The sequence below is a fragment of the Lentzea sp. NPDC004789 genome (genome assembly GCF_053601075.1).
Genome location: NZ_JBSGBE010000019.1, coordinates 117,538 through 131,983 on the forward strand (window position 1 = coordinate 117,538; position 14,446 = coordinate 131,983).

Below are 14,446 nucleotides of genomic sequence, written 5' to 3' on the forward strand. Positions count from 1 at the left end.
GGTCCATTAGCGCAGTGCGACAGATGGGGTGTGGGTTGTGACTGTGACGGATTCTGACCTCAATGAGGGCCGTCAGCAGCTGAGTTTGGGTACGGCCGCCGCGCGAAATCTGGCCACGACCACCAAGTCCGTCCCGCAGATGCAGGGAATCACTTCCCGCTGGCTGCTCAAGGTGCTTCCCTGGGTCCAGGCCGCGGGCGGTGCGTACCGGGTGAACCGCCGGCTCAGCTACACGCTGGGCGACGGCCGGCTCTCGTTCACCAACATCGGCGCGGAGATCCGCGTCGTGCCCCAGGAGCTGACCGAGCTGCCGCTGCTCAAGGGCTTCGACGACGACGCCGTGCTCACCGCGCTGGCCGGGCGCTTCCAGCAGCGGGAGTTCGGCATCGGCGACGTGATCGTCGAGAAGGGCCGTCCGCAGGACACCGTCGTGCTGATCGCCCACGGCAAGGTCGACAAGATCGGCACCGGCGAGTACGGCGGCGAGACCGTCCTGGGCAACCTGGCCGACGGCGAGTACCTCGGCGAGACCGTGCTGGCCGGGCCGCAGGGCGAGTGGGAGTACACCGCCAAGGCCGTCACCCCGGTCACCGTCCTCACGCTGTCCTGGGAGGACTTCCAGGCCCTCAACGGCGAGGCCGGCGGACTGCGCGCGCACATCCAGCAGACCTACAACAGCCGCAACAAGCCGCAGAACGACTTCGGCGAGGCCGAGATCGGCATGGCGGCGGGTCACGAGGGCGAGCCGGTGCTGCCCGGCACGTTCGTCGACTACGAGCTCTCACCGCGCGAGTACGAGCTGAGCGTCGCGCAGACCGTGCTGCAGGTCCACACCCGCGTCGCGGACCTCTACAACCACCCGATGGACCAGGTCGAGCAGCAGTTGCGGCTCACGATCGAAGCCCTGCGCGAGCGCCAGGAGCACGAGATCGTCAACAACCGGTCGTTCGGCCTGCTGCACAACGCCGACCTCAAGCAGCGCATCCACACCCGGTCCGGCCCGCCCACCCCGGACGACTTCGACGAGCTGCTCTCGGTGGTGTGGAAGGACCCCGGCTACTTCCTCGCCCACCCGCGCACGATCGCGGCGTTCGGCCGCGAGTGCAACAAGCGCGGCATCTACCCGCAGCACATCGACTTCAACGGCCAGTCCGTGCCGGCGTGGCGCGGCGTGCCGGTGCTGCCGTGCAACAAGATCCCGGTCTCGGACACCCGCACGTCGTCGGTGATGCTGATCCGCGTCGGCGAGCAGAACCAGGGCGTCATCGGCCTGCACCAGACCGGCATCCCGGACGAGTACCAGCCGGGCCTGTCCGTGCGGTTCATGGGCATCAACGACCAGGCGATCATCAACTACCTGGTCAGCGCGTACTACTCGGCCGCGATCATGGTGCCGGACGCGATCGGCATTCTCGAGCACGTCGAGCTGGGCCGCGAAGGCTGATGGCCTCGTTCACCATGCCGGAGTTCTACGTGCCCCACCCGGCGCGGATGAACCCGCACCTCGAACGCGCCCGCGCCCATTCGACGCAGTGGGCGCGGGACATGGGGATGCTCGGCACCGGCGTGTGGACGCCGGAGATCCTCGCGGGCGACGACTACGGGTTCATGTGCGCGTGGACCCACCCGGACGCGCCCGCGGAGATCCTCGACCTCATCACGGACTGGTACGTCTGGGTCTTCTACTTCGACGACGAGTTCTTCGCGGAGTTCAAGAAGTCCGCGGACGTGGCGGGGGCGAAGGCGTACCTGGACCGGCTGCCGGCGTTCATGCCGATCAACGGCACCGACACGACGCCGGAACCCCGCAACCCCACCGAACGCGGCCTCGTCGACCTGTGGCAGCGGACCATCCCGCTGATGTCGCCCGACTGGCGGCGCCGGTTCACCACGAGCACCCACAACCTGCTGCTCGAATGCATGTGGGAGATCAAGAACATGGCGTCCGGCACCGTCGCCAACCCCATCGAGTACATCGAGATGCGCCGCAAGGTCGGTGGCGCGCCGTGGTCCGCGAACCTGGTGGAGGTCTCCGAGGCGGCCGAGGTGCCCGCGTCCCTCGCGGGCACCCGGCCGCTGCGGGTCCTCTCCGACACGTTCTCCGACGCGATCCACCTGCGCAACGACATCTTCTCGTACGAGCGGGAAGTGCAGCGCGAGGGCGAGAACTCCAACGGGGTGCTCGTGTTCGAGAAGTTCTTCGGCCACGACACGCAGACCGCGGTCGAGGCGGTGAACAACCTGCTGACCTCGCGGCTGCACCAGTTCGAGAACACCGTGTTCACCGAACTGCCGCAGCTGTTCGCCGAGCACGGGGCCGGCCCGCTGGAACAGGCGCGCGTGCTCAAGTACGTGAAGGGGCTGCAGGACTGGCAGTCCGGCGGGCACGAGTGGCACCTGCACGCCGGCCGTTACACCAAGGTGGAGGGTGGCGGCGCGGGCAACAGCGCGTTCTTCCGCACGATCCTGCGCGGACCGACCGGTCTGGGCACGTCCGGCGCGTGGCTGGGGGTGAGTCGTGGCTGAGTTCGGCATGCCTTTCGCGGCAAGGCTGTCACCGTACGCGGACCGCGTACGCCAGCACACGAAGACGTGGGTGCGGGACACGGGCATGCTGAACGGCGCGCCGTGGACCGAGGCGTTCTACGACGCCGCCGACTACGGCGGTTTCGGCCCGCTGACCCACCCCACGGCCTCGCTGGAGGACCTGAAGCACATCAACGACTGGCACACGTGGGGCTTCTACGTCAGCGACGCGTTCCTGGAGGGCTTCCTCCGCCCGCGCAACGTCGTCGGTGGCAAGGCCTTCGTCGCCCGGCTCAAGTCCGTCCTGACCGGCTCGGTCACCCCGATGAGCCCGGCGGAGAAGGGCTTGGCGGATCTGGTTTCCCGGTCCACGTTGGACGATTTCGACCAGGAGCACCTCGGCGAGTACCTGGACGCGTTGCTGTGGGAGCTGCACAACACCGCTCAGGGCCGGGTGCCCGACCCGATCGACCTCGTGGAGATGCGCCGGCGTTCGATCGCCACCCAGCTGTCCGCGAAGCTCGCGCGCAAGTCCGTCAACGCCGAGCTGCCCGCGGAGTTGTTGCGCAACAGCACAATGCGCGCGCTCGTGGACTCGTTCGGCGACGTTCCCGCGCTGCGCCAGGAGATCGTCGGGTTCGACCGCCTCTACGGCACCGGTGGGAGCACCACCAGCGCGGTGCTCGCCGTGCGGCAGTTCTTCGACTGCGAGCAGCAGCAGGCGGTCTCGATCGTGGCCGACCTGATCGCGGCTCGGTTGCGGCAGATCGTCGCGATCATCGGCGAGCTGCCGTCGATCGCGGCCGAGTACGACCTCGACGCCCAGGCGAAGGCCGGGCTGCACCGGTACGTCGAAGCCCTGAAGTCGTGGCTGGCCGGTGAGCTGCTCTGGACCCAGCGCTCCGGTCGTTTCACCTTCTCCCCCACCCGGAAGTCGTTCCACGCACCGTCAGGACTCGGCACCGCCGCGATCCTGGTTCGCTCATAGATTGGACTCGCAGTGACTGTTACCGATCCGGGCCCCGGGATCGACGAGAAGCAGCTGAGCCTTTCCACGGCCGCGGCCCGCAACCTCGCGACGACCACCAAGTCCGCACCGCAGATGCAGGGCATCTCACCGCGCTGGCTGCTGCGCATGCTGCCGTGGGTCGAGGCCAAGGGCGGCGCGTTCCGGGTCAACCGGCGCCTCACGTACGCCATCGGTGACGGCCGGATCACGTTCACCAGCGTCGGTTCCGAGGTGCGGGTCATCCCGCAGGAGCTGGCGGAGTTCGTGCTGCTGCGCGGGTTCGAGGACGAGGCGGCGCTGACCGCCGTGGCGAACCGGTTCCAGCAGCGCGAGTACGAGCCGGGTGAGGTGATCGCGCAGCGCGGCGAGCCCGTCGACGAGATCGTCGTCATCGCGCACGGCAAGGTCGCCAAGACCGGCGTCGGCGAGTACGGCGACGACGTGGCGTTGGGCACCATGGCGGACGGCGAGTACATCGGTGACGAGCCGGTCCTGGGCGGGGTCGAGAAGAACTGGAGCTTCACCGCGCGCGCGTTGACGCCGACGACCGCCGTCGTGCTGTCGCGGGCGACGTTCAACCAGCTCAACGGGCAGATCCAGCCGTTGCGCGACCACATCGCGCAGCAGCTGGCGAGCCCGTCGAGCGCGTCGAACAAGCACGGCGAGGCCGAGATCGACATCGCGTCGGGCCACGACGGCGAACCGACGCTGCCCGGCACGTTCGTGGACTACGAGCTGCGGCCGCGTGAGTACGAGCTGTCGGTGGCGCAGACGATCCTGCGCGTCCACACGCGCGTGGCGGACCTCTACAGCCAGCCGATGGACCAGGTCGAGCACCAGTTGCGGCTGACGATCGAGGCGCTGCGCGAGCGGCAGGAGTTCGAGCTCGTCAACAACAAGGAGTTCGGCCTGATCGCGAACGCCGACCTCAAGCAGCGGATCAGCACCCAGACCGGTCCGGTGACGCCGGACGACATGGACGAGCTGATCTCCCGGCGCCGCAACACCAAGCTGATCCTCGCCCACCCCAAGGCGATCGCCGCGTTCGGCCGGCAGCTGTCCGCACGCGGCCTGTACACGCCGACGGTCGAGGTCGAGGGCAAGCCGCTGCAGTCGTGGCGGGGCATCCCGATCGCGCCGTGCGACAAGATCCCGGTCAGCAAGAACGGCACCACGTCGATCCTCGCGATGCGCCTGGGCGAGGAGAAGCAGGGTGTCGTCGGCCTGCGCCAGACCGGCATCCCCGACGAGTACGAGCCCGGCCTGAACGTGCGGTTCATGGGCATCGACGAGCACGCGATGCTCAAGTACCTGGTGTCGACGTACTACTCGGCCGCGGTGCTGGTGCCGGACGCGCTGGGCGTGCTGGAGAACGTGGAGATCGGTCTCTAGCCATGACCGCCGAACTGACCGAACCTCTCGCGGCGGGCAGACCCGCCGGCGAGGTGCTCGCGTGGAGCCGGGGCCTCGTGCTCCCGGCTCTGCGCAAGGCCGTCGAACAGCTGCCGCCGTCGCTGCGCACCGTCGCGGAGTACCACCACGGGTGGCGCGACGAGTACGGCAACCCGGTGCTGGAGAACGGCGGCAAGGCCATCCGGCCGGCACTGGTGCTGCTGGCGGCGGAGGCCGTCGGCGGCAGTGCCTCGTCCGCCGTGCCCGCGGCGGTCGCCGTGGAGCTGATCCACAACTTCTCGTTGCTGCACGACGACGTGATGGACCGCGACACGACCCGCCGGCACCGGGCCACGGCCTGGACGGTGTTCGGGGTCAGCGCGGCGATCCTGGCCGGTGACGCGTTGCAGGCGCTGGCGGTGGACGTGCTGGCGGCGTCCGGGCATCCGCGCGCGCTGGAGGCGATCCGGACGCTGGGCGACGCCGTGGTGGCGTTGCTCGACGGGCAGGCGTTCGATCTCGACTTCGAGACGCGTTCGGACGTGCGAGTGTCCGAAGTGGAGCGGATGGCACGGGGCAAGACCGGCGCTCTGCTCGGCGCCTCAACGGCTTTGGGCGCGCTGTTCGGCGGAGGCACCGACGAGCAGATCGAGGCCATGCGCGGTTACGGCGCCGAGCTGGGCCTCGCGTTCCAGCACGTGGACGACCTGCTCGGCATCTGGGGCGACCCGGCGGTGACCGGCAAGGCCGCGCACTCCGACCTCATGAGCCGCAAGAAGTCCCTGCCGATCGTGTACGCGCTGAACTCCGGCGCCGTCTACGCGGCCGAGCTCGCGTCGGTGTACTTCGGCTCGCAGGAGATGAACGCGGAAACGCTTGCGCGGGCGGCTTCTCTCGTCGACCTGGCCGGTGGCCGTGCCTGGAGCCGGACGCAGGCCGACGAGCTGCACACGCAGGCCCTGGTCCACCTCGGCGAGGCCTCGCCGACCGCCCGCGCGGCGGTCGAGCTGGGCACGCTCGCGCAGCTGGTCACCGATCGAGACCACTGAAAGGCCTCAGATGACGGAAAATCCGCCGCGTTCGGTGCTGCTCGCCTCACCCCGGTCGTTCTGCGCCGGGGTGGAGCGCGCCGTCGAGATCGTGGAACGGCTGCTCGACCAGCGCGGCGGCCCCATCTACGTGCGCAAGCAGATCGTGCACAACATCCACGTCGTGCGTGCTCTGGAAGCCCGTGGCGCGGTGTTCGTGGAGGAGCTCTCCGAAGTGCCTTTCGGTGCCACGGCGGTCTTCTCCGCGCACGGCGTCTCCCCCGCCGTGCGCGCCGAGGCCGTCGAACGGTCGTTGGACGTGCTCGACGCGACCTGTCCGCTCGTGGCGAAGGTGCACTCCGAGGCGCGGCGGTTCGCCGAACGCGGCGACACGATCGTCCTCATCGGACACGCCGGGCACGAGGAGGTCGAGGGCACGCTGGGCGAGGCTCCCGACCGGATCGTGCTGGTGGAGACCGTCGCGGACGTCGAGGCGCTGGACATCGCCGGACCGGTGTCGTACCTGACGCAGACGACGCTGGCCGTGGACGAGACGGCAGAGGTGATCGAGGCGCTGCGCCGGAAGTTCCCCGAGCTGCGCGGACCGGGTTCGGACGACATCTGCTACGCCACGACGAACCGGCAGGTGGCGATCAGGGAGGTCGCGGCGCGGTCGGACCTCGTGCTGGTGGTGGGCTCGAAGAACTCCTCCAACTCGGTGCGGATGGTCGAGCTGGCGGCCCGCGGCGGCACGCCCGCCCACCTGGTCGACGACGCCTCGGAGATCGATCCGGCGTGGTTGACCGGGGTGTCGACGGTCGGGGTGTCCGCCGGTGCCTCGGCACCGCCCGGACTGGTGGACGAGGTGGTGTCGGCGTTGCGGGCCATGGGTCCGATCTCCGTGTCCACGCACACGACCGCCACCGAGACGATCTCCTTCACGGTGCCGCCGGCGGTGCGCCGTGCTGGCTGACATCACCTCGCCCGCGGACGTCCGCGCGCTTCCGTCCGTCTCGCTGCGGCCGTTGGCCGAGGAGATCCGGTCGTTCCTGATCTCGAAGGTGCACCGGACCGGCGGGCATCTCGGCCCGAACCTCGGCGCCGTCGAACTGACGATCGCGGTGCACCGGGTGTTCGCGTCGCCGGTCGACGTCGTGCTGTTCGACACCGGGCACCAGTCGTACGTGCACAAGATGCTGACCGGGCGTTGCCCCGACTTCGACTCCCTGCGCCAGGCCGGTGGCATGTCCGGCTACCCGTCCGCCGCCGAGTCCGCGCACGACGTGATCGAGAACTCGCACGCCTCCACCGCACTGTCCTATGCGGACGGTCTGGCCAAGGCGTTCGAGCTCGCCGGCGTGGACCGGCGGGTCGTGGCGATCGTCGGCGACGGCGCGCTGACCGGCGGGATGTGCTGGGAGGCGCTCAACAACATCGGCGGGTCGTCGCGGCCGGTCGTGGTGCTGCTGAACGACAACGGCCGTTCGTACGACCCGACGGCGGGCGGCTTCGCGGCGTCGTTGCTGGCCGGGACGGCCCGCGGTCTGTTCGAGGCGCTGGGACTGGCCTACATCGGTGAGGTCGACGGCCACGACGTGCACGCCGTCGAGAACGCCCTGTGGGAGGCCAAGGCGCTGGGCCGGCCGGTGGTCGTGCACTGCAAGACCGTGAAGGGCAAGGGTTACCAGGCCGCCGAGACCGACGAGGCCGACCGCATGCACGCGGTCGGCGCCTCCGGTTCGTCCGGCGGCCGCACCTGGACCGACGTGTTCTCCGACGAGATCGTCGCGATCGGGGCGGACCGCCCGGACGTCGTCTGCCTGACCGCCGCGATGCTCGAACCCGTGGGCCTGCGCCCGTTCGCCGAACGCTTTCCCACTCGTGTCTTCGACGTGGGCATCGCCGAGCAGCACGCCGTGACATCGGCCGCCGGCATGGCGATGGGCGGCTTGCACCCGGTGGTCGCCATCTACGCGACCTTCCTGTCGCGTGCCTTCGACCAGCTGCTGATGGACGTGGCGCTGCACCGGCTGCCGGTGACGTTCGTGCTGGACCGAGCCGGCGTGACCGGCCAGGACGGCGCGTCGCACCACGGCATGTGGGACGCCTCCGTGCTGCCCGTCGTACCCGGCCTGCGCCTGGCCGCCCCGCGCGACCCGTCGTCGCTGGCGTCGCTGCTGCGCGAAGCCGTCGGGGTGTCCGACGGTCCGACCGTCGTGCGCTACCCGAAGGCCGCGGCCGGCCCGGACGTGCCGGCGTTGCGCCGGGTGAGCCACTTCGACGTGCTGCGCGAGGTCCCCGGCGCCGAGGTGCTGCTGGTCGCGGTGGGCCCGCTGGCCGGCCCGTGCCTGGCCGCGGCCGAAGAACTGGCCGCACACGCCGTGCGCGTCAACGTGGTCGACCCGAGGTGGACCGCACCCCTGGACCCGCACCTCGTGAAGTACAGCGGTCAACACCGCCTGGTGCTCGCCGTGGAGGACACGACGTCGACAGGCGCCCTGGGCGCGCGGCTCGGCCAGGCCCTGCCCGGCCACCGCGTGGCCACGTTCGCCCTGCCGCCGCGCTTCCTGCCGCACGACTCACGCGCCCGCATCCTGCGCGCACACGGCCTGGACGCGGCCGGCATCACGACGAGCGTGCTGAAGCGCCTCGGCGTGAAGTGACCACCCACCCGACCGCGAACGACACCGCGATCGCCCCGGCCCCCACCACCGGCGCCTTCACCTCGGCAGGCAGGTCGAGCGGCCGCATCGCGGTCGCCAGACCGAGCAGGATCGGCCCCTGCACGACGAACGCGACGTAGGCGGACCGCGCCAGCCCTTCCGCGAAGGGCCCCTGCCCGGTCAGCCGCCGTTGCGCCAGCCCGACGAGCCACAAACTGCCCGCGACCACCAGCACCCCCTCGACCAGCGCCAGCGCCGCCGCCTGCCACCTCCAGCCACCGAGGAACGGCTCCGCGTTGTGGGCGAGATCCAGCACACCCAACAGGGCCGCCGCGACGGGCAACGCCGCGATCGTGGCGATGACGACGTTGCGACTGGTCCGGTAGAGCTCGTCCGGCACCCGCTCCGCGAGCGTCAGACCACCGACCGCGCCGAGCAGGAACATGCCGAGACACTGCGGCCACCACCACAGGTGCAGGTCGCCGATCTGCCCGCTGCGCGCCGGAAACACCAGCCGCGTCAGGAAAGTCGTGCAGGCCACCACCATCGTCGTGCCGAAGACGGTCCTACCGGTGATGGCGCGTTCTCTCACCGGCGGCGCGAACGCCAGCGCGACGCTGAAGACCAGCAGCACCCCCACGAACCACAGCGATCCGCTGTCCAGCAACGGCTCCCGCCGCGTGAACGCCTGCCACCAGCTCACGTCCCGCCCCGCGCCGTTGTACGCGATCCACACGGACGTCGGCCACACGAGGACCGCACTGACCACCCACGGGGTCCCGAGCCTCACGAGCCGCTCGACGACGAACCGCTGCCTGCCTTTGCGCTCGACCGAGCCGGGCGTGAAGATCCCGGCCATGAAGTAGAAGGTGCCCATGAAGAACAACCCGGACGGCCCGATCAGCGCCGCCAGCACCGTCTCGACGCCGGGGTGGAACGTGACCTCGTTGACCTCGTCGTACGGCCAGCCCCCGATCGCGGCGTAACCGAGCAGCGCGTGGCCGCCGATGACCCACGCCACGAGGATCACCTTCAGGTTGTCCACAGCGGACAATCTCATGCCTTCGATGGTCCGCTTCCGGGTGTGCGAACACCAGGGTCGTCGGCGGACGGGCGGAAGGGCGGACGACTCCTCGTTCTCGAAGGTGCCGCCCGCCTCCTGCTCAGTGCCTGGTGATCTCCAGCGGACCGAGCGTCAGGTCCACCGGCAACAGCCACAACCCGAGAATCAGCAGCGCGAGCAGCGCCGCGACCCGCAGTGTCGTCGACCAGTTGCCGATGACCTGGCCCATCAGCCCGACCAAACTTTCTGGCCGCTCGCCGAGCAGATGAGCGTCCTGTCCGTCCGGGTCTGGCGCGTCCTCTTCGACGCGTCTTACGGTCACTGTGTCGAGTCCTCCTTCGCTGGTGAGGAGGTGCGGCGCGGCTCCTCGTGGACGGGCAGCCACGCCACACCCGTGAAGCAGTCCCGGCGAAGGTTCGCGAACGGCTCCCTTTTGCTCAAGGGGGCCGTTCGTGCTGTTCAGACTGATTTGCGCAGAACCGCTACCGGGACCTGATCGCAACCTAACCAGGGGCGTGCGTTCGTGCGTAGCGACCAGGCGCTGACCGGTTTGCAAGCGACGGAGAGCGGCAAACGCGGTTCGGTACCACTGATCAGCCGTACCGAACAAAAACGGGCGTTTCCGCAGGTCAGAGGCCCTACAATATTCTGCGTTCCATTGGAATTCCACATTCCGGCGATACCGGAATTTCCCACAACAGCCTGCTCAGGGGCCCGGTTCGAAACCAGTTTCGGCCAGGACGGACACTTCACCGGCTTCGTATTGCGCAAATAATCGTTGACGCACCGAGATGGCGGTTCAGTACCGCTCACCGTCAACGAGCGACCGCTCACCGCTTGGAGGCGTTCCAAGCCGTTCTGATTACGGGCGGTCGCCCGTGTACACGCCGAGCGTCCGGAACCGCAGACCCGGCTCCTGGTACTCCTCCATCGCGTGCGCGATCCACCCCACGATCCGCGCGATCGCGAAGATGGCCTCCCCCGCGTCCGCCGGCATCTTGAACATCAGGCCGAGCTGGGCCAGTGCCAGGTCGATGTTCGGGAACGTCTGCAGCTGGGTGCCGATCACCTTGTCCGCCACCAGGTCGCCGTGGTTGCGCAGCAACGCGAGCAGGTGGTCGGCGCGCGGGTCGCGGTTGGCGTAGACGCGGTGGCCGAAGCCCGGGATGGGCTGGCCCGAGCGCAGGTGCTCGGCCACGGCGCCCATCGGGTCGGACTCGGCCTGGGCCAGGAAGCGGTGGGCGATGGTGGTGGCGGTGCCGTGTTTCTGGCCCTCCATCGCGCCCAGGCCGGCTGACACCACGGCGTACGGGTGAGCGTGGGCGGAGGCGGCGACGCGGGCGGCCATGGTCGAGATGGCCAGGTCGTGGTCGGCGAGCAGGATCAGGGCGGCGTTGAGCAGGCCGGGCTGCGGGGGTTCCGGTGACAGGCGGGCCCACAGGCGGTCGGCGATGTCGGTGCCCTGTGGTTTGCTGACCAGGGGGAGGGACTCGACCACGTCGGCGATCAGGGCCTTGGCGGTGGAGACCGCGCGGTCGAGGTCGAAGCGCAGCGGGTCGCCGGCGCCGGCGAGGGCCACGGCCACGCGGATGCGGTCGGTCAGCGTGGCGCTGTCCGGGAGGGCCATCCAGATCTCCTGGCCCTCCGGGAACTGCAGGCCGACGGTGTCGGCGCCGGTCCACAGCCAGTGGGCCACGTCCTCGAAGCGCTTGGTGCTGGACAGCTCCGGGACGGAGCGGCCGCGGTAGTGGAGGCGGTCGTTCTCCAGCAGGGAGATGCGGGTGCGGATGCGATCGGTCACAGCCGCCACTGCTCCGCGCGCACCAGTGCGTTGCGCCAGAGCTTCGACCTCGCCGACGTCGAACATGCTGTGCCGGTTCAGCTTCTTGCTGGTCAGCAGGCCGCGGCTGACATAGGCGTACACCGTCGCCGGTTTCACGCCCAGGCGACGGGCAGCTTGATTCGTCGTCAACATTGATTCCATCAACGTTGACTGTACATGACATGTTGACGGAACCTCTTGTACATGTTGATTGATGCACCCAAAGGGCTTAAAGACGTCGTCGTCACCACAACCCTGATCGGGGACGTGAACGGGGCCGCGGGCTACTACCACTACCGCGAGCACGACGCGATCGAACTGGCCAGGACGCGGTCCTTCGAGGACGTGTGGTTCCTCTTCGTCGAGGGGCGCCTGCCGGACGCCGAGGAGTCCGCGCCGTTCGCCGCGCAGACCGCGCAACTCCGCTCGCTACCAGCGACGATCAGCGAGGTGCTGCCCGCGATCGCGCGGTCCGGGTGCACGGCGCTCGCCGGGTTGCGGACCGCGTTGTCGATGCTGCCGAGCCAGCCGATGTGGGACGCGCCGATGAGCACCAGGAAGGCGGACGCGCTCAGGGTCAGCGCGATGACGCCGACGATCCTCGCGGCACTGCACAGGCTGAAGCTCGGACTTGATCCGATCAACCCCAGGGTTGATTTGTCAACGTCGGCGAACTGGTTGTACATGTTGACTGGACGGGAGCCGTCAACGTGGACGAGTCGTGCAGTCGAGCAGTACTTGATCGCCACGATCGACCACGGGTTCAACGCGTCGACGTTCACCGCGCGCGTGGTCGCCAGCGCGGGCGCGGACGTGGTGTCGGCGGTGACGGCGGCGATCGGGACGTTCTCCGGGCCGCTGCACGGTGGCGCGCCGGATCGGGCGTTGGAAGCGCTGGACCTCATCGGGACGCCGGACAACATCGACGCGTGGGTGCGCGAACGGATCGAGCAGGGCGACCGGATCATGGGGTTCGGGCACGCCGTCTACAAGACCGAGGACCCGCGAGCGCGCCTGCTCAAGGAGATCGCGCTGGAGCAGCCCACGCCGCTGACCGAGTTCGCGGTCACGGTCGAGCAGCGCGTCACCGAGCTGCTGGAGGAGCTCAAGCCGGGACGGCAGCTGTACGCGAACGTGGAGTTCTACGCCGGCGTGGTGATGGAGCAGTGCGGGATCCCGCGCGAGATGTTCACGCCGACGTTCGCGTGCAGCCGGGTGATCGGGTGGTGTGCCAACGCGCTCGAACAGTCCGAGGACACGAAGATCATCCGCCCGGTCGCCCGGTACACGGGACCCCAGCCGAGGATCAGCCAGCAGATCAAGTGAGGTACCGCAGGTCGTTGCGCACGCGGATGCGGTCGCGGTCTGCGACGTCGGACGAGCCCGCCAGACCGGCGTTGCGGTCGCGGTGCCGGTCGAGCCAGACGGAGATACCTGCGAGGACGAGGACGATCGCTGCAAGAGTCATGCGTAAAGTTTGCGGCCATCGATATCCCGCCAACAGTGGCAGATCTGACGTAGCGCGCTAAAATCCTGCCATGCTGCGATCGGTGGCGGTTCCGCTCATCGACGGCGTCGCGCCGTTCGAGTTCGGCCTGCTCTGCGAGGTGTTCGGCATCGACCGGACCGAGGAGGGCGTGCCTCTGATCGACTTCCGCGTGTGCGGCGAGCTCCCGAACCGGCCGGTGCCGACGAGCATCCGAGGCGTCAGCATCACGCCGGAGCACGGGTTCGACGCACTGCTGGACGCCGACCTGGTCGCCCTCCCGGCGGCGCGGATCCGGGACGTCTACCCGGAGAAGCTGCTCAAGACCGTGCAGGAGACCGAGGCGACGCTGCTCAGCGTCTGCAACGGGGCGTTCATCCTCGGCGAGGCCGGCCTGCTCGACGACCGCCGCTGCACCACGCACTGGCGCGAGACGAGGGAGTTCACCACCCGGTTCCCGAAGGCCCACCTGGACCCGGACGTGCTGTTCGTGGACGACGGCAACATCATCACCAGCGCGGGCACGGCCGCGGGCATCGACGCCTGCCTGCACCTCGTCCGGCGGGAGCTGGGCACCAAGATCGCCAACATCATCGCGCGCCGGATGGTCGTGGCGCCGCAGCGCGACGGCGGTCAGCGGCAGTTCGTGGAGCTCCCGATCCCCGAGTGCAGCTCGGACAGCCTGGAACCGGTGCTGGAGAAGGTGCTGGAGACGATCGAGGACAACCACACGGTGGCGTCCATGGCGAAGCTCGCCGTCATGTCCGAGCGCACCTTCGCGCGGAAGTTCGTCGCGGAGACCGGCACCACCCCGAACAAGTGGCTGTCACTGCAAAGAGTGCTGCACGCGCGCAGGCTGCTCGAAGAGACCGACCTGGACGTCGACGCGGTCGCCGCCAGGTCAGGCTTCGGAACAGCCGCCCTGCTCCGGCACCACTTCCATCGGGTCGTCGGCGTCGCACCGAGCGATTACCGCCGCACATTCTCCTGTCGTTAGGCGCGCGAAGACCTTCTCCGAGATCTCCCGCAGCGCCTCCACCTCGGCGTCCGAGAGCAGGTCGAACACCAGCGAACGCACGGTCTCGGCGTGCGCGGGCGCGGCGGCCTCGATCGCGGACCGGCCCAGGTCGGTCAGCACGACGAACGACCCGCGCCCGTCGCTGCGGCAGTTCTCGCGGCGCACCAGCCCGCGCTTCTCCATCCGGGCCACGTGGTGTGAGATACGACTCTTCTCCCAGTGCAACGACCGCGCGAGCTCCAGCACGCGCACGCGTTCCTCAGGCGTGTCGGTGAGCTGCACCAGCACGGCAAAGTCGGCCATCGAGATGTCCGAGTCGACCGACATCTGCCTGCTCAGGTGCGCGTTCAGTTCCCCCTGCATGCGGACGTAGGCACGCCACGCCCGCTGCTGCTCCGGTTCCAGCCATCTCGTCACGTGCTCAGCATACGGGAATAGT

At 69.2% G+C, this 14,446-nt stretch carries 13 protein-coding genes and 1 pseudogene; 9 read left to right on the forward strand and 5 right to left on the reverse strand.

Going from position 1 to position 14,446, the window contains the following annotated elements; all coding sequences use genetic code 11:
* Positions 1–37 precede the first annotated feature (37 nt).
* From ACWEIJ_RS34910 to ACWEIJ_RS34940, 7 genes and pseudogenes are all read left to right on the forward strand, one after another.
* Positions 38–1,444, forward strand: a complete 1,407-nt coding sequence (locus ACWEIJ_RS34910) for a family 2B encapsulin nanocompartment shell protein (RefSeq protein WP_449841515.1) — start codon at positions 38–40, stop codon at positions 1,442–1,444.
* A pseudogene (locus ACWEIJ_RS34915) lies at positions 1,444–2,496 on the forward strand (terpene synthase family protein); the annotation flags it as partial. The gene ACWEIJ_RS34910 and the pseudogene ACWEIJ_RS34915, both read left to right, overlap by 1 nt.
* 22 nt (positions 2,497–2,518) lie before the next feature.
* Complete coding sequence (locus ACWEIJ_RS34920; RefSeq protein WP_449841516.1) at positions 2,519–3,514, forward strand: terpene synthase family protein; 996 nt, start codon at positions 2,519–2,521, stop codon at positions 3,512–3,514.
* 12 nt (positions 3,515–3,526) lie between these two features.
* Entirely contained in the window at positions 3,527–4,927 is a 1,401-nt protein-coding gene (locus ACWEIJ_RS34925) for a family 2B encapsulin nanocompartment shell protein (RefSeq protein WP_449841517.1), read from the forward strand.
* 2 nt (positions 4,928–4,929) lie between these two features.
* Entirely contained in the window at positions 4,930–5,976 is a 1,047-nt protein-coding gene (locus ACWEIJ_RS34930) for a family 2 encapsulin nanocompartment cargo protein polyprenyl transferase (protein ID WP_449841518.1), read from the forward strand.
* A gap of 10 nt (positions 5,977–5,986) precedes the next feature.
* Positions 5,987–6,928 (forward strand): 4-hydroxy-3-methylbut-2-enyl diphosphate reductase, encoded by a 942-nt coding sequence (locus ACWEIJ_RS34935; RefSeq protein ID WP_449841519.1) that lies wholly within the window; start codon positions 5,987–5,989, stop codon positions 6,926–6,928.
* Positions 6,918–8,618 (forward strand): 1-deoxy-D-xylulose-5-phosphate synthase, encoded by a 1,701-nt coding sequence (locus tag ACWEIJ_RS34940; RefSeq protein WP_449841520.1) that lies wholly within the window; start codon positions 6,918–6,920, stop codon positions 8,616–8,618. Before ACWEIJ_RS34935 ends, ACWEIJ_RS34940 begins: the two co-directional genes overlap by 11 nt.
* Here the strand turns inward: ACWEIJ_RS34940 and ACWEIJ_RS34945 are convergent.
* The 3 genes from ACWEIJ_RS34945 to ACWEIJ_RS34955 form a co-directional block, all read right to left on the reverse strand.
* Positions 8,581–9,678, reverse strand: coding sequence for an acyltransferase family protein (locus ACWEIJ_RS34945; RefSeq protein WP_449841521.1), 1,098 nt, complete (start codon positions 9,676–9,678; stop codon positions 8,581–8,583). The two genes, ACWEIJ_RS34940 and ACWEIJ_RS34945, sit on opposite strands and share 38 nt — an antisense overlap.
* 103 nt (positions 9,679–9,781) lie before the next feature.
* A complete protein-coding gene (locus tag ACWEIJ_RS34950; protein ID WP_449841522.1) occupies positions 9,782–10,003 on the reverse strand; it encodes a hypothetical protein in 222 nt (73 codons plus the stop codon).
* 540 nt (positions 10,004–10,543) lie between these two features.
* Positions 10,544–11,665 (reverse strand): citrate synthase, encoded by a 1,122-nt coding sequence (locus tag ACWEIJ_RS34955; RefSeq protein WP_449841523.1) that lies wholly within the window; start codon positions 11,663–11,665, stop codon positions 10,544–10,546.
* Between the two features lie 42 nt (positions 11,666–11,707).
* On the opposite strand from ACWEIJ_RS34955, the gene ACWEIJ_RS34960 reads away from it, so the two are divergent.
* Positions 11,708–12,829 (forward strand): citrate/2-methylcitrate synthase, encoded by a 1,122-nt coding sequence (locus ACWEIJ_RS34960; RefSeq protein WP_449841524.1) that lies wholly within the window; start codon positions 11,708–11,710, stop codon positions 12,827–12,829.
* Here ACWEIJ_RS34960 and ACWEIJ_RS34965 read toward each other — a convergent pair.
* Positions 12,822–12,971, reverse strand: coding sequence for a hypothetical protein (locus tag ACWEIJ_RS34965; RefSeq protein ID WP_449841525.1), 150 nt, complete (start codon positions 12,969–12,971; stop codon positions 12,822–12,824). The two genes, ACWEIJ_RS34960 and ACWEIJ_RS34965, sit on opposite strands and share 8 nt — an antisense overlap.
* 70 nt (positions 12,972–13,041) lie before the next feature.
* Between ACWEIJ_RS34965 and ACWEIJ_RS34970 the strand changes: the two genes are divergently transcribed.
* Positions 13,042–13,986, forward strand: a complete 945-nt coding sequence (locus ACWEIJ_RS34970; RefSeq protein WP_449841526.1) for a GlxA family transcriptional regulator — start codon at positions 13,042–13,044, stop codon at positions 13,984–13,986.
* On the opposite strand, the gene ACWEIJ_RS34975 is transcribed toward ACWEIJ_RS34970, so the two are convergent.
* Positions 13,891–14,424 carry a MarR family winged helix-turn-helix transcriptional regulator gene (locus tag ACWEIJ_RS34975; protein ID WP_449841527.1) on the reverse strand — a complete coding sequence of 178 codons (534 nt, stop codon included), beginning with the start codon at positions 14,422–14,424 and terminating at the stop codon, positions 13,891–13,893. The genes ACWEIJ_RS34970 and ACWEIJ_RS34975 overlap by 96 nt on opposite strands.
* Between the last annotated feature and the right edge of the window lie 22 nt (positions 14,425–14,446).